A 17,751-nucleotide genomic window follows, 5' to 3' on the forward strand; every position below is an offset into this window, starting at 1 on the left:
TCCGGCGGGATGAGAGCGACGGTTCGCAAATGCGATTTGTGGAGCCCGAAGGGCGAGATTTGCGTGGATTTGCGGTTCTTTTTTCAAGCGAGACCACATACAAAGACGCCCCCAACATCAGAGTGTTACGAACCACATCCATTTTTCACACTTTTTTTAACCTCTCGCCGCCAATACACTATCATGAGCAAAAATGGTCTCCTGCTTGTCGGCCACGGAAGCAGACTTCAGTACAATAAAGAACTCATCACCACGACCGCGCAGATGATGGCGGATAAAACTGATAAATATCTGATAAAGTCCTGTTTCATGGAAAACAGCGTCCCGACCGTTCCGGAGGGCCTTGATGCGATGCGAGCAGAAGATCTTGACCTCTTGGTCGTTGTTCCCCTGTTCCTTGCCAAAGGAATCCATGTTCTCCGCGACATCCCGGGGCTCCTTGGTCTTGAGAGCGGCTCAAACCGTGGTGTCTTCACACTTGAGAGCGGCAAAGAAATTCCGGTCGTGTATGCCGAACCCATCGGCATTGACCCGCTGCTTGCAGAACTTATGCTGAAAAATGCCGAGAACGCAGTAGCAGCACATCTCTAAACATCTATGCGGGTGCTGGTCCTTGACACAATTCACGGCGGATGCGACATTGCCAGAGCTTTGCGGCTGCGCGGCGATGATGTTGATGCGGTGGATGTGTACCGGGGAACCGGATTTCCCGCTGACGCTGCGGCTGAGAAAACCTATGATCTGGTAACTGCCCCCGTGCATCTGAACCCTGCATATCATCTTCTTGCAAAAGCGAGATGCCTCACGCATCATGAGATGGTGCGGGATCTCGTGACTGCGCCCGCAGTTTCCGTTGAGATCACCGGAGCACGCGGTAAGACCACAACCGCGTTCGCTCTCGCCTCGTTGATGAACGGTCGCGGTATTCTGCATACAAGCAGCGGCACGTTTGCATACCCTGAGAAAAAATTTCTCTGGAAAAAAAGCATCACGCCTGCCTCGGTGATTGATGCCTGTGATGCTGCAAAGAATTGTGGTGCCGAGTGGCTGATTGCTGAGGAGTCCGCAGGCGTTGCAGGCTTTGGAACACTTGGGATTCTGACATCTGCGGATGACTATAAAATCGCCGCAGGAACGAAAAGTGCAGTCGCCGAAAAATGCAAAAGCCTTGAATGGTGCAAAACCGTCCTTGTGCCTGAAGGTGTTCCGGCGATGCCTGAGTGGCATGTCACTCAGGAACTCGTCAGCGTGTCTGCTGACACGCTTTCGTGGGACGGCGGCGAGCTGGTAAACCCGCTTCTCAGCCTTGCCGGATACCGCGCCGCACTCTCTACTGCCGCCGCAGCAGGAATTTTGCTCGGCCTTTCGGTGGAAAAACTCGCAGACTTTACCGCCCTTCCCGGCCGGATGTGCCTTCTTGAAGAGAGGGGAGTTGTAGTCCTTGACAATGCCAACAGCGGCACCAATGCCGACAACACCATTGAAGCCGCAGCATACCTGCGCAAAATGCGCCCCGGCCTTCCGGTGATTCTTGTGATCGGCATGGAGCATCATGCGGTCTGCGAAGGGTTTCCGGCATCTGAGATTAATCGCGCCATTGCAGGAGTAGCTCCCGCACGCACACTGCTGATTGCTGAGTCCGGCAGCGGCTCCGCCGCTGCTGCTGCAACTGCTGATGCAGTTTTCACAACGCTTGACACCGCAAAATCCGCAGCGCTTGAGTTCGCCGAACAAACCGGAGGCTGTGTCCTCCTTGCCGCAAAAACATGGAGATAAAAGAAATGAGATATGTTCAGCCCCGCCCGAGTTCGATCGTCGCAGCACTCTACACGCTGCGGGACCTGGATGTTGACCTTGCTATCCTGCACGGTCCGTCCGGCTGCTCCTTCAAGCATGCACGCCTGTTGGAAGAGGACGGTATCCGCGTTCTGACAACATCCCTCGGAGACGAGGAGTTCATCTTCGGCGGCCAGAGACTGCTTGAGGACGTGCTTCGGTATGCCGAAGAAGAGTTTGCGCCAAAGAAGATCGCAGTTGTCGGCACCTGTGTATCCATGATCATCGGCGAGGATATGGAGGCGGCAATCGAGGCGTCCGGCATTGCAACGCCCGCAATTGCGGTGGATATTCATGCAGGATTTCGCGAAAACATCGACGGCGTGATTGCAGCACTTGAGCCGGCAGCTGCGGCAGGCTGGATAACTGCCGAGGAGCTTGACCGGCAAAGGAGCGTTCTTGCTGCGGCAAACGCAACAGAACGTGCCCGCGGTGCTGCCTGCAAAACATACATCGCACCATCGCGGGGCGACTTGAAGCATGTTGCGGCAAAAGAGCTCATCACGCTTGCCAAGTCCGGCAAACGCGGCATGGCGATTATGAATGCCAAAAAGGAGACCGCGTATATGTTTGCCGACGAGCTGCTCGCACTGCATGACGCGGTTCCTGATGCAGACATTCTCTATATCGCAAACCTTGAGGAACGCGGTCTGCCAAAAGTGCGGGGCGATGCATCCGCGATTCTTGCACAGATGCGTGCCCGCGGGGTTGACCCTGAACTGATCGGAGCGCTTGATGAGTACGGGGCAAACGGTTCTGCGATCGCCGCACGGATTGCTGAGGTGAAGCCTGACTTTGTTCTGCTTGTCGGCGTTCCGCATGCACTCACTCCTGAGTCTCTCTCTGAGACCACGGTGTTTTCGGTGACAAACGGCCCGCGTCAGGTTGGGCCGCTGAAGGATCAGGGGCATGCGCATGTGGTGGTCGAGATCGATCTGCATCCGAAGACGCTTGGCGTGCATGAGATTGTGGAGAGCGAGTTCGGGGCGGTGCTGCGGAGTCTGGTATGAAGTCGCTGCTGATCTCAGGTGACCGGTCGGGCGCAGGAAAAACGAGCGTGACGCTCGCAGTCGCAGGACTGCTTGCAAAGGAGTCTTCGGTCCAGACCTATAAGGTTGCGATGGATTACATCGATACGTCCTATCTTGCAGGGGTCACCGGCCGGCCGTGCTATAATCTTGATACCTTTGTGCAGACTCCTGAGGAAACAGCAGGGCTTTTTGCCTACGGTGCGAAAGGGGCAGAGTACGGGATTGTTGAAGGGGTCCGGGGTCTGTATGAGGGCGTCGATGCGTTTACTGATGTCGGGAGCACGGCGTCGGTTGCGAAGCTGTTTGATCTGCCGGTTGTTCTGGTGGTGAATGCGCGAAGCATTACGCGGAGCGCGGCGGCTCTCGTGAAGGGGTTTGCGGCGTTTGATCCTGATGTGCGGATTTCAGGAGTGATTTTGAATAATGTGATGGGCGACCGCCATATCAGTAAGGCGAAGCAGGCGATTGAGCATTACTGCGGCATTCCTGTTCTGGGCGCGGTGCCGCGCAGGCCAGAGATGGAGCTTGCGATGCGGCATCTGGGCCTTGTTCCGTTTCGCGAAGGGTCTGATAACTCTGAGTTTTTCGAGCGGATCGATTTTATTACCAATGTTATCGGGGAGTATGTGGATATGGACGCGGTTCGTGCGGTTGCAAAGGAGTGTTCCTTCCCGGAGAATGATGTCAGCCGGATGCTTTCTTCGGAGCCGGCGTCTGGGACGCGGATTGCGGTTGCGTATGATGAGGCGTTTAATTTCTATTACGGGGAGCTCGCGGCGGTTTTACGCAGTCTTGGTGCGGATGTTGTGTATTTTAGTCCGATGCATGACCGGTTGCCGGACGCTGACGGGTATATTTTCGGCGGCGGGTATCCTGAGCTGTTTTCAAAAGAGCTTGAGGCGAATGATTCGATGCGTGAGGCTGTGTTGGAGACCGCGGCAAATGATGTGCCGATCTATGCTGAGTGCGGAGGGTTGATGTATCTGACGCGGTCGCTAACACTTGAGCGCGGCTGGCAGGGACGGGAGGGCGAGCTTGCTGCTGAGATGTGCGGGGTGTTTGCGGGCGACACAAGGATGCCCGTCAAAAAAGCGCTTGGGTATGTGGTCGGGACGGCGAATATTGCGGGCAGGAGTTTTCCTATCCGGGGCCATGAGTTCCATTACAGCGGAATTTCTATGGATGACTGCGTGAAGTATGCGTACCGGCTCGACCGGGGTGTAGGCATTGCCGACGGCCGCGACGGTGCGATTGTGCATAAAACGCTTGGGTCATATGCGCATCTGATGCCGGTTTCCTCGCGTGAAATGCTTGGGAGTTTCTTTGATCTTGTGTGATATGGCTTGATCGTACTCATCGGACAACTGCCGATGAAGATCGGGAGTAAACTCCCGAACTATTTCTTTCGCAAGCTCCGACTCCCATGATGAATAATCCACAACGTCGCCTTTGTTGGATTATTCCTCATCCAGGCATCCACAATAAACTGCGCCTTCTCAGAATCATACTTATACAGATCATTCAGATTATTCGCAACCGTCCGCTGAACATACGTATCCTCATCATAACGCAAATTGCTCAAAATCTCCACATAGAGATCAAACTGCTCCACCGCCGCCGTCATCTTCTTCGCCCACGGCAGACTCACCCGCATACACTCGCTCGATAACCGCCTCACAAACACATTCTTTTCCAGACTCCACCGTCTCAAAACCGTCATACTCTTTTTCGGATACGCCACAATCAGCGGTCGCATCGCAAACTCCCCGGTATGCCTTTTCGTAAGCTCCTTAACAAACATAACCGACGCAGTAAAATGTTCCGGATACTCAACGCAGTGAGCCTCCACATACTTCCCAATCGGAGCAAGCCACATCCCCTCAGAATACATATCTCCAATTGAGGACAGCTTCGGCCCTAACATCTCTCCAAACAATTTGATGGTTTCCGGATACTCAGGCAGGTAGCGGTCAAACACCTCCACAATAGCATACATCCGCTGGGTGTACTCCTTCCCCTCCACCGCCGCCGTAACATCAGCAACAAACCCGTCCCTATCCAGAGCCTCGTACCTCTCGGAAATTCTATCTGCCAGCATTTTGGCATAATCGTGATTATAGTAGTCTTTGATAAGCATAGATAACCTACTTATGAGTAGTCGACTGTTAGAAATACCGCTTCTAACACGAAAAATATAGAGGTTCAAAAATGATAACCAACACCCTGCTCATCAAACTCAAAGACCAGAAAAACATCGACCAGGCAAAATCAACACTTCTCAGCATGAAAGGAAACATCGACGTTCTGCGTGACGTCCAGGTCGAAAAAAACATCCGCCCAGGCCCGTCTGCATATGACATTCTCTTAGTCACGCACTTCTCCTCAATCGAAGACATGAACGCATACCTGATTCACCCATTTCATGTCGAAGTATCCAAGTACATCGCAGGCGTAGTGGAAACATCAGCATCAGTATGTTATGAAAAATAGATGAAGCTCTCTCTATTATACCAACTATTTTTTATATTTTTTCAAAATGGGAGTTATGCGGTAAGATTTTTTTTAAAACACGAACGACATCACGTTGAAAAAATTACGGCAGTCCGAGTTCCTCATTCCATGCCCTAATCCACTCCTCGATCACATGCAGAGGAGCTGAGGTCTTAATGCCGGTAACCGAAAAATGCGTCCTCACCGTAGAGTAGCCAAGCTCATTCAGCCCGGCAATCATCTCATCTATTGGAGGCGGCGAGACGCGGATGTTTCGCGAGATCACATGGTAATCATAGAAGGTGCAGGTGTCAGGCTCCGCAAGAAGCTGGCGGAGAACTTTATCCATCTGCTTTGCGGTACCGAACTGCATCGAGGGCAGCGTCTCAATCAGGGATGCGATCACCTCTTTGTCCTGCAAAGGCCCCATCCACAGCGGACCTATCGGTTCGGTCTCTGCATCGCAGTACGGACATGCATGAGATTTTGGCAGCAGTGACCCCTTCTGCTCAGCGCGATAGAGACACTTCGGACACTGCATCACAAACCCTATCTCAGCCATCGTTCTATCCGCATCCGTCACCCGGTTGAGGACGCGGACGTGGGAGCGGAAGTAATGATTTCTTGCAAAACTTAAGATCGGTTCCATACCGCGATCGTACTTGACCAGCTCCTTTGCCATTGCGCCCATCATCATCCGAAGCCCGACCTCAGCATGATACTCGGTGTTTTTCGGCGTTGCAAAGTATCGCCGAATCCCTGCCTTCAGATGCGCTCCGCAAAGAGGGGCCGTATCAGTGGCCGTCACAAACAGAAAATGTCGCGCGGCACGCGAAGCCGCATCAAGAAAGGGTGCCGGAGTGCCAAACGGATCAAGATCAATTGCATCAAAGTACTTGCCGCACATCATCCGGTTCGCATCATCGCAGGTCACGCGAATGTCTCCGCCGACAACTTTTGCATTCTCCTCAATCATCGCAACCGCTGCTGAGTCGCGGTCATTGATGATGACCGGAGTTCCAGTTTCGTGGGCCACGCGAAGACCGCGGACGCCGGTCGCGGCCATCGAGTCAAGATACTCGGCAGGCTTCAGATGTGAAAGAAGGAGCACCGTCATATCGCGGTTGAACTCCATCTTCGTATTGTAAAACACCGGGGCTGTTCCCGGAGGAAACTGGGTGTTTTCGTCCTGCACCGGCGCGGCAAATGTTGTTGAGCCTTCCGTAACCATTCGGTATTCCATATTTGCAAACTCCAAAAAACACGGACATGTAGGGATTCGAACCCTAGATCTTCAGCTTAGGAGGCTGATGCCATATCCTGGCTTGGCTACATGTCCAAAGAAGTGTATATTTTTTCAGCAGGATGGGGTATATTCCTTTCGCAGGGTTGGGTGGCAGTCTTTGCTCGTGAACCGCCCACGGAAAAGCGGAACACATGCTTCCGGCATTGTTCGTTGCTCCGCCCACGGAAAATCGGAACGCATGCCTGCAGCCTGCTTACCGCTTCGCGGGAACACACAGAATATGCACGGAAAAAACATCACGGAGCAGACGTGAACATCACGGAATTTGAAAAAAATCATTTGGTATGGAAATCAAATCCCAATTCAATTTTTGTCGGAGAACTTGATACGAAGTATTAGGAATATTTCCGTGTTGTTCACGTCTGCTCCGTGATGTTTTCTGTGAGATTTCCGTACTTTCCGTTTTTCCGTGGGCGGAGCAGCGAAAAAAACCCTTACTCAGAAAGTAACTCGACCTCCATCGCGAGCCGCCAGATCCGCCGTTTCGACCTCGTTGACAGATCCGCAATTCGCATCATCCGCTCCTCAATCGTAATTACCTTCGAACTCTTCACCAGATTATCCGCATGCGCCACAATCTTCTCTTCAAGCGTCTGCGGCATGCAATCGATCGGCTCAAGTCCGAGAATCGTACACTCATCAGCAGTGAGGCCGGCACCCGTGTGTTTGAGAACAATTTTTCTGAGCGCATCAGATTCTCCAAGCCTTCGGCAGATCTCTGCTCCCTCCTGTGCATGGGAAATATCATGCGTCTTTGATCTGCCGATGTCATGCAGCATTGATCCTGCACACACCAGAGAATCATCCACCGAATCTCCTGAAAACTGCATCGCAGTCTCGGCAACAACCCTGCAATGTTTGACAACACCCGCATCGCAACCTGCGGAAAAAAGAATATTTTCGTAACTCTCACGCATCTTCGAGCGCCTCTTGCATCTTTTCGACGCGGCGTCTCAGTGCAGTAATCAGCAACTCGTCATCAAAGTGAACCAGCATCTCTCCGCACTCAGGACAGGCAAAGTTCGTATTCACAGCATTATTGAAGGTCGTCATGATTCCGCAGTTTTTGCACTGATAGAAATCATTCGCCTCATCATATCGCAGGCGGGAGGAAAGTTTTCCCATCGCCGTCTCCATCTCGGACTTCAGAACCGTATTCAGATTGTCCATCCGCATCACCCACAGATACGTCAGCCATCCGGTTTCACTGTTCTTGATGCGGCGGTACTCGGCAAGCCGGTGCTCATACAGATTATACAGCGTATGGCGGACAGAGTTCAGGTTGATCTCCGTCTTGGCTGCGATATCCTCATCGCTTAACTCCTCGTTCGGGCAGCGGCGGAGAAGTTCAATACCCTCATCACCCACAAGTTTGTGAAGATACTGATATATTGCCGGATTCTGAAGTTCTTCCTCGGTGATTGCCGTCATGTCTTTATATGTAGGACGGCGTCGGTAATATGTTTATCCAGAGCGGCAAAGGCTTCTGCCCTGGTAGGGCCGCAGCCGATCACCGAAAACATTACCTCTCCCTCCTCAAACGACTGGCCAGGATAGGGAATGTCGGTGATGGTTTTTGCAAGGTCGCGCATGTCGGTGCGGATCACAAGATCCTCAGGAGCTGCGATGATTCGCCGCACACAAAACTGCCGGGCCGCAGGAACCTCGGACGGCAGAACGCCGCGACAGGCATCTGCATGCATCGCAAACAGATTAAGACCGGTCGCCGCCTCCACCGTCTCGACCGTTCCCTGAAATCTTGGATTGATCTCAATTGCGTATGCTTCTGAGTCGGTCAGCACAAAATCAACACCAACCGAACCCACGCAGCCGCTTGCCGCAACAATAATTTCAGCGATCTCTTTCATCCGCCCGGCAAGCGGATGCGTGCACGGCGTAACCGATCCGGAAAACGCGTACGCGCAGGAATCGCCGCCGCGAAGAATCTGTTCGTTTGCAGCAACTGCTTTCGCCGCGGTTCCGGTGCCAAGGCAGGAGACACTTGCAGGCTGTCCTTCGATAACCTCCTGCATCAGGAATGGTTCATGCTCCACGAACTCTTCCCATGCCGCACGTTCAGAGTCGTTTCTGACAATGGCATTCCGCCATCCTCCGGCACCCGACAGCGTCTTCATCATCGCCGGATACTCGCCGTCCCCGAGTTTTCTTGGGACCGGAACACCGATCGATTCAAAAAACTCCTGTGTCTTTTCTTTGTCCATGAATCGTGCGGCGACTTTTGGATCTGTTCCGCAGCGTTTGGGAACCTTGAGAAGTTCAGCGCCTGAGGTCGTCACCACCATATCAACCTCATGACGGGCGAGCATCTCTTCAATTGCGAACGGCAGTTCGCTCAGCTCGTCAAAGGCGAGAACGTCTTTGGTGCACCACAACAGATCCTGATCACAGAAATGATCCACCGCATACACATCATATCCGGCACGCGCTGCGGATGCAGCGACGTGGCGGGTGGTGTATCCGGCAACCAGAACCGATGGACTCACGCGTCGTCACCAGAATGTTCATCGTGTTTGATGGTCGTCTTGCCGATTTTTGTCGGCAGAACCTCAAGCTCGGCGTCAGGGAATGCAAGGTCAAGCTCTTTTCCCTCGTAGAGATGATCCAGACAGAGTGCGAGTGCTGAGATCTCAGAGTGCGGCTGGTTGGCAACCGCAACATTGTAGTCCGCAAGCTCATACATGTCGCCTGGAACTTTTTCTGCGCCGACCACGATCAAAACTTTTTCCTCTTTGCGGATGTCAGCGATCACATCCTGAAGCCGCAGGCCGTACATGGTAAGGTGAACAACTTTTCCGCCGTTTTTCTTGAAGTTGTTGATGCAGCTTTTCCATTTGACATTGTTTTCGCAGAAGTAGGTTCCGCCAAACCGGTGGGCAACATCAGCAATGCTGTCGGCAACTTTTTTGTCGTCTGCGGCAAGGTACATGCCGCTTGCTCCAAGAGCGCGGGAACACAGTCCGACATGGGTGGTCACCCGCTGATCGCGTTCGGGCCGGTGGCCGATTCGTAAGATATAGGATTCTGGTTTGAGCATTATTTCTTCGCCTTGATAACTCCGTTTTCGATATAAACCGGCATGCTGGAGTCATGCATCATCTGATTCATCATCAGCATGTCCGAGAGACTTAAGAGATTGACGGACTCGCCCATCACCGCAATGAGGCAGTTGTTTTCCATCCGTTCAAGGGATGCTTCCACCACTTCGCGCGACAGCCCGCACTGTTCAACGAGAGCAGAGATCGTCACCGGCCTGCTTTCCGGCAGGAGGTGATAGAGTGCCCAGTCAATCTCTTCATCCTTCATCTGGTAACAGTTTGGATGTAGGAAGAGATTAAATCTGCATGATTGATGGCGTTGTGTTTTTTAATTTATGAGTCGCCCGGGTGTTGTCTATTAATTCCTGCCTCCCACGGAAAAACGGAACACACGGAAATATCACCGAAAAACATCACGGAGCAGACGTGAACAGCACGGAACTCGAAAACAATTCATTTCTGTGATGTTCACGTCTGCTCCGTGATGTTTTTTTCTCCGTGCGTATTTCCGTGTGGTCCGTTTTTCCCGCGAAGCGGTAAGCAGGCCGAAACGACTCCTGAAAGGAGGAGTTAAACACGACGGGACGGCGTGTGGAAGGCATGCGTTCCGTGGGCGGTCTATACATAAAATCACAAAGCCCTGAATAGATCTATTGAACTATGAAAGAAACCTAATATCCTGACAACATGACTGTGGTGACTGATGCGGAACTGAACGCGCTGGCTGACGATCTTTACGACCGATGCGGCGATGATGATGCAGAGCTTGCACGGCTGATGCATGAGCTGGATCCTGCGATTGCAATCAGACTCTGCACCTCTGATCTGACGAATGCAGCACAGGTCTACATGTATGCATTCAATGAAATTCCTGACGAAGAGATCTATGATCTCCTGCTGCTTCAACCCGCATCCCAGCTTCTGCGCGGTGTTAGCGTGGGAACGGTTGAGCTCGCGGAGCTGGTGATGGGATTTGACAAAACGAAAAATCTGTTTTTTATCGGAGTCTGGAACGGGGAAAAGTTTGTCGCAGCATTTGCCGGTGAGGAGTCATATGATCGCGCGGCAGCATACGCACGCAAAAACTGTTCGGCATAATTTCACTCACCTTTGGTGATCAGATCATACCTGACCGCTGCCGGAACAATCTCCGGCAGGTCGCCCCACGCAGCAGTCCAATCACCGACAACAGCATACACCGCATCAATATCCGCCGCGGACGGAACTGTAAGACCGTCCGCTGTTGGCAGTATCGTATTGCACAGTGAGGTTGCCCATGCATCTGCTTTGGCAGGATTGCTTGAAAACACCACCACCGCATCAGCAATACCAAACGAGACCGAAGGGCCGACCGTCGCAGACGATGTGCATATGCCGCGAATACCGCTTGCTTGCGGCACAACAAACGCATACTTTCCCGACACCGGTGCATTTCCTGCATAGATTCCCACGCGAACCAGACGGTCAGCGACAAAAACGATGTCGCCGCCGTTGTCGATGAGACCAAACACGGCACCTGCTTCAACCATAGCCTCAACTCCGGCCCATGCAATCGATGCGGCAACCGCAGCCATCGGGCCGACATCTGCTTCCCTGCATGCGTCCGCCATCCTCTGTACGATAAGCGGCGCTCCGGCTTCGGCAGGAACAGGTGAGTAGGAGGTTCCAAAAAACGGGTCCGCACAGAGATAGGACTCAAGTTCCTTCCGTGCGGCGATCATTCCCGCCTTTGCCGCATCAATATGATGCCGGTCATCAGCGAGAATGGTGGTGATGGTCTGGCGGTACTCGAAGTGTTCGCGGATCATTTCTGCAGACTCAGCGCACGCTGCGGACAGTAGGTTGCGCAGCGGCCGCAGAGCACACAGCGTTCCGAGTTGACCTGAAGCTGCCATGAATCATCGAAGGAGAACACCTGCTTTTGACAGATGCTGATGCACAGACCGCAGTCGACACACTCGGTTATGTTGTGGGAGACCGCATCCTTCTGGATCCTGACCTCCACTCCCGGATGACGAAGGGCTGCGATGAACATCTCAGCCTTATCGTCCGCAACGTCAAGCAGAGTCCAGCCGTCATCGCCGTCAATCTGGGCGCGCTCGACATTGACCGGAACACCTGATTTCAGAATCGCGTTCGCGATGTTTGCATCCTGCACTCCTTCGCGATCAAAAGTAACCATGAGCTTCATTGATGCCACCTCTCTCCGACAAGATCACCAAGATCCTGTGAGTTCAGCATACCGAGAACTTTTTTGGCAGGATCAACGACGACAAGTGCACCGATATTGTGCTGCAGAAGCCTGCGTGCCGCAAGGTCGACCGGCTCGTCCGGCACTGCGGTGATCACATTGCGGGTCATAATATTGGAAACCGACCGGTCCTCTTCATCGCGGGCGAAGGCTTTGGAGATGTCAAATGTGGTGACAATTCCTGTCAGCCGGTTTTCCGCATCAATGACCGGCAGATGATTCGTGTTTGCTTTGAGAAGAAGAGTCGCCGCTTCCTTGACACTCTTCTCGCCGGTGATGGTTACAAAGGTTGCGACCATCATCTCACTCACACGACGGACAACGCCGTGTTCTGACATGGGTCTGTTCTTTTTTACAGCATTTATCGGGCGGGTTGCGCTGGCCATGAGGAATGAGCCGTTTTCAATTCTTGCCTTCAGTTCATTGGCAACTTCGCGGGCTTTTTTGTAGCTGGAGAGCGGTGAGGTTTTGATCTCTTCGCCGTCGATCTCAACCGATCCGCTCTTCAGTTCCTGGTATGTGACCTTCTTCACAACCGGACGGTCGCGGAACTGGGTGCCATAGTCCACAATGCTGGTCACAAGATCCTCGTCTCTGACAGCGGTGTGTTTGACGATATCCTCGTTTAAGAGAGGAATCGGAACACCGACGCCGACATACATGGTAACGCCGTAACCGGTCATGGTTGCTGCACGGATGTACTCAAGCGACATCTCCTTGATGTCGCCTGTCGTCATGAGGGTTCCAAACCCTGCGCCCGGCGAGTGCTGGGTTCCTTCGCCGACGACAGTTCCGTTCGCGCCGCCGAGGAAAATCGGGGTTCCTGAACCGATCACCGAAAATGTCGGATCATTGGGAAGAGGCGAGAGAGCTCCGGCACCTGAGTAGGTGATGTTGCGGTGACCCGGCAGAAGGTATCCCATGTAGGTTTTGATCGGGCGGTTGGTCATGTTGGTTGCCGCGTTGTAGCACTGATAGGAGTTGCGCGGATTGAGCATGATCGCCTGATTGAGATCGGCGAGCGTGAACTCGTTGGTGATTGACTGGCGGGGGTAACAGTCTGTTCCTTTGCCGCGTGCCCGCAGCTCAACTGCTTTTCCGGCAATGAGATCTTCAATGACGTGGGCACCGCCGTACTCGATGCCTTTGGTGATTGATTCCTGTGTTGCACCGATATAGCAGTCTACCGCTGCAATGCCTGCATATGCTTCAACGCCGTTGAGCCACATCTTTTCCATGCGGATTGGTATTTCTGAGTGGCCGAAGTTGAGGAACGCTCCTGATGAGCACATTGCTCCGAAGGTGCCGGTTGTGACTACGTCCACTTCCCGGAGGGCTCCAGACACTCCGAGTTCATCGACGATGTCCGGCATCTCTTCGGCCGTTACAACCCGCACGCTTCCATCGCGGATACGTTCGTTGATATCATCGATGGATTTGTACATATAGACCTATATCTCTCTGCTTCTGGTATATAAAATCAGTTATTAATCATTGGAAGACAATACTATAATCAATGTACCTCAGTGAATTCATCAAAAAACTCGAGGAAATTGCACCGCCGCATCTTGCTGAGGAGTTCGACAACGGAAAAATCGGTCTGATCGTTGAAGGGACATACGATGTGAGAACGGTTGCCTGTGCGCTGGACGCAACACCCCATGTTACGGAGATGGCGGCAGAACTTGGCGTTGACGCTCTTGTTGTGCATCATCCTCCATTCTGGGCACCAATGCACGGGATTGTCGGCAGAGATGCAGATGTGGCAAAGCCATTGATGCGGGAAAATATCAATCTGTATGCGATGCACACCAACTACGATCATGCGGACGGAGGAATTAACGACTGTCTGGCCGATGAGCTCGGACTTATCGACCGCGTGAAGGGATCACTTGAGATTGTCGGAACGATGACGATGTCATTTGAAGAGATCGCATCAACGCTCGGATGCAGTCTCCGCGTCTGGGGGGATTTAGACGACGTCACACGACTTGCAGTTGCCGGAGGATCTGCATTTGACTGGGAACTGATTGAGGAGGCAGCAAATCTCGGGGCACAGGCATATCTTGCGTCGGAACTCAAGTATAACATTGCCCGCGAGTCACCAATTCCCTGCATTGAGGCAACGCATTATGCTCTTGAAGCTCCCGGCATGCGTGCTCTTGCAAAGCGGAACGACTGGATATTTATTGAGGATATTCCCGAGACTTCGATTATTGTATGATTCATCCCTGGCAGGTTTTACGATCCGAGAATGGTCTGACCGACATCGTCCGTCAGGCCTTCATCCATGCGTACGGCAAACGCGGCAGCGATGCTGTTGATGCAGTCAGTGACAACCGCGTGAAGAAGTACAAGGATTACTTTGTGGTGGTCGGAAACTCGGGCGAGTATTATGTTGAGGGAAATTTTTGCAGCTGCAATGCACGGCTGTATGGAAAAGAGTGCTGGCACACGCTTGCGGTGAAGATTGCCAAAGAGCTTGGGATGTATGAGACGTATGATCTGTGGTACTACAAGGACGGGGTTGATGAGGATGAACCTGAATACGAGCGGGAATGAAATACTCAATGCCGAACTTTAAACCAGTTGCCGTGATACATATAGAATAGAATAGAGAATGGCTTCGATACTTGTTACCTGCTACAGCCGCACCGGTAAGACGAAACTCCTTGCCGAGGCGATCGGCCGCGGGGCTGCCGAGGTTCCTGGCATCACGGTTGATGTTCTTGCGTTCAACCGTGTGAGTGCGAGTGATTTTGTCCGTTATGATGGTATCATCCTCGGGTCTCCGGTCTACTTCGGCGGAGTTGCATCCGAGTTCAAGGAGCTGATTGATGATACGACATTTGTTCGGGGAAAACTCTGCGGCAAGGTTGGAGCTGCGTTCACGACGGCGGGAGACCGGACCGGAGGAAAAGAGACGGCGATTTTATCAATCGTTCAGGCGATGCTGATTCACGGAATGATTGTTGTTGGAGATCCTATTGCAAACTCGGAAGGCAACGAGGAACACTCGGGCGGGCATTACGGTCTTGCGGCTGATGGTCAGCTGAACGAAACGGATATTGAGCACGGGGTAACCTTCGGCAGATATGTGGCAAAAATTGTTGCCCGCATGGCTGAAGAAAAATCAGTGTAACTTTTTTTTCTGCTCCGCCCACGGAAAAACGGAAAACACGGAGCTTCACTGAAAAAAAAACATCACGGAGCAGACGTGAACAACACGGAATGAGAAAATAATTTATTTTCATGATTTTTTGTCCACTTTGTGACATTTATTGTGTGATATTTCCGTGGTGTTCGCGTCTGCTCCGTGATGTTTTTTCCGTGCATATTCTGTGTGTTCCCGCGAAGCGGTAAGCAGGCTGCAGGCATGCGTTCCGATTTTCCGTGGGCGGAGCGACAAACAATACCGAACAGTGTTTACCAATAAACAAATTTATGGGCAAAGCCGCCGCCGTAAAAAAATAATTTAGAGGACCGGACAGTTCATCGCATTGCGCGTAGAATCTCCGTCCTCATCCAGCTTGCCGCGGTTGCGGTTCTTCAGAACAATTGCAACCGTTGCCGGAACTGCGATGACCGCACCAAACAGCGTGAACGCCATTGCAATCACCGTCACCATACCAAATCCGCTGATGATCGGGAAGTTGGAGAACAACAGTGCCGAGAAACCGCACATCGTTGCACAACCGGAAACCGTAATTGCCGTACCAATTTTACCGGTACCATTCTCCACCGCAGTAATCGTATCATGATGCTCCATCTCCTCGTAAATACGCTCGACCATCATAATACAGTACTCGGCAGCCACACCAATCGTCATCGCCCCCATCGTTGCCGTGAGAATCGTATAATCGATACCAAAGATGTACATCGCCGCACCGTTCCAGCCGATAATCATCACGATTGGAATCAGCGGACAGATTGCCATACCTGCACTGCGGTACAGAACTGCCAGGAATGCAAAGATGATCACAAACGCAAGCAGCGTCATCTTTGTCTTACCCTCACGGATATCGTTCATTATTTCAACAAACGAGTAAGGACTGCCGGTCACCACAGCCTCAACACCCGGTGGTGGAGCAAAGAACTGGAAGTCAGTCGTCACTTCTGTTACGAGAGAACGCTGCTGAGCTTCTGACAGCGACTTCATACCAAAGTTGATGATCGCCTGCGAGTTGCCCACCAGATAGGACGACTTCTCTGACTCTGACATAGTGTTCAGAATATTATCGATCTCCACCTGCGTGGTTGGGATAACACCGCCGTTCTTCCCAACGATCACGGTTGCAATACTGGACACACTCGTAAACTGCGTGTTGTACAACGCCAGTTCATGATAGCCCCACTTATACATCCACTCTATCACATCAGGACTCGTCAGCTCCCCTCCTTGTACATATACCGGGAAACCTCCCGTATCACCCATCGCACGGGTAACTGTGTTAATGTTCACAATTGCAGGCATGTCTCCGGGCACATACGACTTCATATCTGTACTGACCGGAACCTCCTCATCAAGATACAGGCCGGTGAATCCGATAATACAGAGAATCAGCATAATCGGAATCGCATACTTTGTCACCCGCATGGTGAGTTTGTGCAGAATCTGGTTGTAGGTCTCGGAGAACGGCTTTTTGATCTCACCGTTCGGCAGAACCTTGTGCGGCTTTGGCGTGTAGTTCGTGATAATTGCAGCCAGAGGGATAATGAGCAGCGCTGCAACATAACAGCATGCAATACCAAGAATTGCCGTAATACCAAACTGGCGGATATCGGGCAGCGTGGAAACCATCATTGCAAGGAAACCACAGGCACTGGCAATCATTGCATAGAATACTGCTGATCCCGTCTTAGTGATTGCGATCTTAATTGCCTCAGGCAAAGGATGCCGCCTTGCTTCATCATCCAGACGCGAATGGACCTGAATTGCATAGTCCACACCAATACCTAAGAGAATCGGCAGTGCACCAATCGTTGTCATTGAGAACGGCAGACCGACAATACCCATCATGCCGAATGTCAGAATCAGACCGGTAAACACACTCACAATCGAGAGCAGCGGATAGCGGACATGGTTAAAGAGCAACCGGCAGGCAAGGGTCATCAGAACAATTGCCGCAACCAGCAGCATGATCATGTTTCCGCCAAGGTCACCGCCCATATCCTGCTGCATCGCAGCATTACCGGTAAACGTCAGCGTGACTCCCGGAGGAACGTCTGCTGCTTCTGTCATACTCCGAAGGTTATTGAGAATGCTCTGCTGTTTTGCAGAGGACGTTCCCGTATCCAGCTTGATCAAAACAATCGCAAGCTGCCCGTTCGGCATAATGGATGTGGTAATGTCTGCAGGAATCTTGGCAACGACTGCGTCAATAGTTGCCTGATTCTGCGGAATGGTTCCGCCATTATACAAAGCCAGAATATCATAGACACTCTGTGCCGACGCAACCCCCTGCACCGAGAGATACTGCTGTTCCAACGTGTAAACCTTATCGACAACGTTGACATCCGTAACCGAATCGGCCTGCACCATCAGCATGATGGAGGCTGATTGGAAGTTATTCTTGTAACTTTCCGCAATGTAGGAACCATGCTTGAGTTTGTCTGAGTCCTGCGTCTCAGTACTCATGGATAGAGTACTTGCCCCAAATACCGCAAGTAAAATGAGAACAATCAGGAAACAGCCAACCAGAAATGGCCGGTTCACAATATAGTCATTAATCTTTTCAAGTGGAGATATCACACAAGTGCCTCGCCAAAATGCTACTAATA

General features: G+C 52.1%; 20 protein-coding genes and 1 tRNA gene. 9 read left to right on the top strand and 12 right to left on the bottom strand.

Features of this window, described 5'->3' with window-relative positions; translation table 11 throughout:
• The first annotated feature begins 183 nt into the window (after nucleotides 1-183).
• From cfbA to cfbB, 4 genes are read left to right on the top strand one after another with little or no spacing between them, the layout of a single operon-like run.
• Nucleotides 184-591 carry a sirohydrochlorin nickelochelatase gene (gene cfbA / locus McpAg1_RS07310; protein WP_338094651.1) on the top strand — a complete coding sequence of 136 codons (408 nt, stop codon included), beginning with the start codon at nucleotides 184-186 and terminating at the stop codon, nucleotides 589-591.
• A 6-nt stretch (nucleotides 592-597) separates the two neighbouring features.
• Complete coding sequence (cfbE, locus tag McpAg1_RS07315; RefSeq protein ID WP_338094652.1) at nucleotides 598-1,776, top strand: coenzyme F430 synthase; 1,179 nt, start codon at nucleotides 598-600, stop codon at nucleotides 1,774-1,776.
• Nucleotides 1,777-1,781: 5 nt separating this feature from the next.
• Nucleotides 1,782-2,846, top strand: a complete 1,065-nt coding sequence (gene cfbD, locus McpAg1_RS07320) for a Ni-sirohydrochlorin a,c-diamide reductive cyclase catalytic subunit (protein WP_338094654.1) — start codon at nucleotides 1,782-1,784, stop codon at nucleotides 2,844-2,846.
• Nucleotides 2,843-4,204 (top strand): Ni-sirohydrochlorin a,c-diamide synthase, encoded by a 1,362-nt coding sequence (gene cfbB, locus McpAg1_RS07325; protein ID WP_338094656.1) that lies wholly within the window; start codon nucleotides 2,843-2,845, stop codon nucleotides 4,202-4,204. The genes cfbD and cfbB overlap by 4 nt, the downstream gene beginning before the upstream one ends.
• 59 nt (nucleotides 4,205-4,263) lie before the next feature.
• Here the strand turns inward: cfbB and McpAg1_RS07330 are convergent, their stop codons facing one another.
• On the bottom strand, nucleotides 4,264-5,004 hold the full coding sequence (locus McpAg1_RS07330; RefSeq protein ID WP_338094657.1) for a hypothetical protein: 741 nt from the start codon (nucleotides 5,002-5,004) through the stop codon (nucleotides 4,264-4,266).
• Between the two features lie 71 nt (nucleotides 5,005-5,075).
• Between McpAg1_RS07330 and McpAg1_RS07335 the strand changes: the two genes are divergently transcribed.
• Complete coding sequence (locus McpAg1_RS07335) at nucleotides 5,076-5,357, top strand: Dabb family protein (protein WP_338094658.1); 282 nt, start codon at nucleotides 5,076-5,078, stop codon at nucleotides 5,355-5,357.
• 103 nt (nucleotides 5,358-5,460) lie between these two features.
• Here the strand turns inward: McpAg1_RS07335 and McpAg1_RS07340 are convergent, their stop codons facing one another.
• The 7 genes from McpAg1_RS07340 to McpAg1_RS07370 all read right to left on the bottom strand — a co-directional run bounded on the left by McpAg1_RS07340 (nucleotide 5,461) and on the right by McpAg1_RS07370 (nucleotide 9,987).
• On the bottom strand, nucleotides 5,461-6,600 hold the full coding sequence (locus McpAg1_RS07340; protein WP_338094659.1) for a tRNA (guanine(10)-N(2))-dimethyltransferase: 1,140 nt from the start codon (nucleotides 6,598-6,600) through the stop codon (nucleotides 5,461-5,463).
• Nucleotides 6,601-6,621: 21 nt separating this feature from the next.
• A tRNA-Arg gene (locus tag McpAg1_RS07345) sits at nucleotides 6,622-6,696 on the bottom strand.
• Between the two features lie 401 nt (nucleotides 6,697-7,097).
• Complete coding sequence (locus McpAg1_RS07350) at nucleotides 7,098-7,580, bottom strand: HDIG domain-containing metalloprotein (RefSeq protein ID WP_338094660.1); 483 nt, start codon at nucleotides 7,578-7,580, stop codon at nucleotides 7,098-7,100.
• A complete protein-coding gene (locus tag McpAg1_RS07355) occupies nucleotides 7,573-8,094 on the bottom strand; it encodes a transcription factor (RefSeq protein WP_338094661.1) in 522 nt (173 codons plus the stop codon). The genes McpAg1_RS07350 and McpAg1_RS07355 overlap by 8 nt, the downstream gene beginning before the upstream one ends.
• Entirely contained in the window at nucleotides 8,091-9,167 is a 1,077-nt protein-coding gene (locus tag McpAg1_RS07360) for an ATP-grasp domain-containing protein (protein WP_338094662.1), read from the bottom strand. The genes McpAg1_RS07355 and McpAg1_RS07360 overlap by 4 nt, the downstream gene beginning before the upstream one ends.
• A complete protein-coding gene (locus tag McpAg1_RS07365; RefSeq protein ID WP_338094663.1) occupies nucleotides 9,164-9,718 on the bottom strand; it encodes a tRNA (cytidine(56)-2'-O)-methyltransferase in 555 nt (184 codons plus the stop codon). The genes McpAg1_RS07360 and McpAg1_RS07365 overlap by 4 nt, the downstream gene beginning before the upstream one ends.
• Nucleotides 9,718-9,987: a MarR family transcriptional regulator gene (locus tag McpAg1_RS07370; protein WP_338094664.1), complete on the bottom strand. Its 270-nt coding sequence runs from the start codon at nucleotides 9,985-9,987 to the stop codon at nucleotides 9,718-9,720. Before McpAg1_RS07370 ends, McpAg1_RS07365 begins: the two co-directional genes overlap by 1 nt.
• A 419-nt stretch (nucleotides 9,988-10,406) precedes the next feature.
• Here McpAg1_RS07370 and McpAg1_RS07375 point away from each other — a divergent pair, with 419 nt between their 5' ends.
• Nucleotides 10,407-10,817 (top strand): hypothetical protein, encoded by a 411-nt coding sequence (locus tag McpAg1_RS07375; protein ID WP_338094665.1) that lies wholly within the window; start codon nucleotides 10,407-10,409, stop codon nucleotides 10,815-10,817.
• A 2-nt stretch (nucleotides 10,818-10,819) separates the two neighbouring features.
• Here the strand turns inward: McpAg1_RS07375 and McpAg1_RS07380 are convergent, their stop codons facing one another.
• From McpAg1_RS07380 to McpAg1_RS07390, 3 genes are read right to left on the bottom strand one after another with little or no spacing between them, the layout of a single operon-like run.
• Nucleotides 10,820-11,527: a UPF0280 family protein gene (locus McpAg1_RS07380; protein WP_420847107.1), complete on the bottom strand. Its 708-nt coding sequence runs from the start codon at nucleotides 11,525-11,527 to the stop codon at nucleotides 10,820-10,822.
• Nucleotides 11,524-11,910, bottom strand: coding sequence for a 4Fe-4S binding protein (locus McpAg1_RS07385; RefSeq protein ID WP_338094667.1), 387 nt, complete (start codon nucleotides 11,908-11,910; stop codon nucleotides 11,524-11,526). The genes McpAg1_RS07380 and McpAg1_RS07385 overlap by 4 nt, the downstream gene beginning before the upstream one ends.
• Nucleotides 11,907-13,415: a homocysteine biosynthesis protein gene (locus tag McpAg1_RS07390; RefSeq protein ID WP_338094668.1), complete on the bottom strand. Its 1,509-nt coding sequence runs from the start codon at nucleotides 13,413-13,415 to the stop codon at nucleotides 11,907-11,909. The genes McpAg1_RS07385 and McpAg1_RS07390 overlap by 4 nt, the downstream gene beginning before the upstream one ends.
• Before the next feature lie 71 nt (nucleotides 13,416-13,486).
• Here McpAg1_RS07390 and McpAg1_RS07395 point away from each other — a divergent pair, with 71 nt between their 5' ends.
• The 3 genes from McpAg1_RS07395 to McpAg1_RS07405 are packed head-to-tail and all read left to right on the top strand — an operon-like array spanning nucleotide 13,487 to nucleotide 15,112.
• On the top strand, nucleotides 13,487-14,194 hold the full coding sequence (locus McpAg1_RS07395) for a Nif3-like dinuclear metal center hexameric protein (protein WP_338094669.1): 708 nt from the start codon (nucleotides 13,487-13,489) through the stop codon (nucleotides 14,192-14,194).
• Nucleotides 14,191-14,532, top strand: a complete 342-nt coding sequence (locus McpAg1_RS07400; protein WP_338094670.1) for a hypothetical protein — start codon at nucleotides 14,191-14,193, stop codon at nucleotides 14,530-14,532. The genes McpAg1_RS07395 and McpAg1_RS07400 overlap by 4 nt, the downstream gene beginning before the upstream one ends.
• A 58-nt stretch (nucleotides 14,533-14,590) precedes the next feature.
• The gene (locus McpAg1_RS07405; protein WP_338094671.1) at nucleotides 14,591-15,112 is read left to right on the top strand and encodes an NAD(P)H-dependent oxidoreductase; all 522 of its coding nucleotides are present in this window, start codon (nucleotides 14,591-14,593) and stop codon (nucleotides 15,110-15,112) included.
• Nucleotides 15,113-15,445: 333 nt separating this feature from the next.
• On the opposite strand, the gene McpAg1_RS07410 is transcribed toward McpAg1_RS07405, so the two are convergent.
• Nucleotides 15,446-17,722 (bottom strand): efflux RND transporter permease subunit, encoded by a 2,277-nt coding sequence (locus tag McpAg1_RS07410; RefSeq protein WP_338094672.1) that lies wholly within the window; start codon nucleotides 17,720-17,722, stop codon nucleotides 15,446-15,448.
• Between the last annotated feature and the right edge of the window lie 29 nt (nucleotides 17,723-17,751).

It is taken from the genome of Methanorbis furvi (assembly GCF_032714615.1).
GTDB lineage: Archaea > Halobacteriota > Methanomicrobia > Methanomicrobiales > Methanocorpusculaceae > Methanocorpusculum > Methanocorpusculum furvi.

What these genes read in the sequence shown, in the direction of transcription:
- McpAg1_RS07375 (WP_338094665.1), top strand. Translation starts at nt 10,407, where the DNA reads ATGACTGTGGTGACTGATGCGGAACTGAACGCGCTGGCTGACGATCTT.
- McpAg1_RS07350 (WP_338094660.1), bottom strand. Translation starts at nt 7,580, where the DNA reads ATGCGTGAGAGTTACGAAAATATTCTTTTTTCCGCAGGTTGCGATGCG.
- McpAg1_RS07370 (WP_338094664.1), bottom strand. Translation starts at nt 9,987, where the DNA reads ATGAAGGATGAAGAGATTGACTGGGCACTCTATCACCTCCTGCCGGAA.
- McpAg1_RS07365 (WP_338094663.1), bottom strand. Translation starts at nt 9,718, where the DNA reads ATGCTCAAACCAGAATCCTATATCTTACGAATCGGCCACCGGCCCGAA.
- cfbB (WP_338094656.1), top strand. Translation starts at nt 2,843, where the DNA reads ATGAAGTCGCTGCTGATCTCAGGTGACCGGTCGGGCGCAGGAAAAACG.
- McpAg1_RS07405 (WP_338094671.1), top strand. Translation starts at nt 14,591, where the DNA reads ATGGCTTCGATACTTGTTACCTGCTACAGCCGCACCGGTAAGACGAAA.
- McpAg1_RS07330 (WP_338094657.1), bottom strand. Translation starts at nt 5,004, where the DNA reads ATGCTTATCAAAGACTACTATAATCACGATTATGCCAAAATGCTGGCA.
- McpAg1_RS07400 (WP_338094670.1), top strand. Translation starts at nt 14,191, where the DNA reads ATGATTCATCCCTGGCAGGTTTTACGATCCGAGAATGGTCTGACCGAC.
- McpAg1_RS07390 (WP_338094668.1), bottom strand. Translation starts at nt 13,415, where the DNA reads ATGTACAAATCCATCGATGATATCAACGAACGTATCCGCGATGGAAGC.
- cfbA (WP_338094651.1), top strand. Translation starts at nt 184, where the DNA reads ATGAGCAAAAATGGTCTCCTGCTTGTCGGCCACGGAAGCAGACTTCAG.
- McpAg1_RS07385 (WP_338094667.1), bottom strand. Translation starts at nt 11,910, where the DNA reads ATGAAGCTCATGGTTACTTTTGATCGCGAAGGAGTGCAGGATGCAAAC.
- McpAg1_RS07380 (WP_420847107.1), bottom strand. Translation starts at nt 11,527, where the DNA reads ATGATCCGCGAACACTTCGAGTACCGCCAGACCATCACCACCATTCTC.
- McpAg1_RS07335 (WP_338094658.1), top strand. Translation starts at nt 5,076, where the DNA reads ATGATAACCAACACCCTGCTCATCAAACTCAAAGACCAGAAAAACATC.
- McpAg1_RS07395 (WP_338094669.1), top strand. Translation starts at nt 13,487, where the DNA reads ATGTACCTCAGTGAATTCATCAAAAAACTCGAGGAAATTGCACCGCCG.
- cfbD (WP_338094654.1), top strand. Translation starts at nt 1,782, where the DNA reads ATGAGATATGTTCAGCCCCGCCCGAGTTCGATCGTCGCAGCACTCTAC.
- McpAg1_RS07355 (WP_338094661.1), bottom strand. Translation starts at nt 8,094, where the DNA reads ATGACGGCAATCACCGAGGAAGAACTTCAGAATCCGGCAATATATCAG.
- McpAg1_RS07340 (WP_338094659.1), bottom strand. Translation starts at nt 6,600, where the DNA reads ATGGAATACCGAATGGTTACGGAAGGCTCAACAACATTTGCCGCGCCG.
- cfbE (WP_338094652.1), top strand. Translation starts at nt 598, where the DNA reads ATGCGGGTGCTGGTCCTTGACACAATTCACGGCGGATGCGACATTGCC.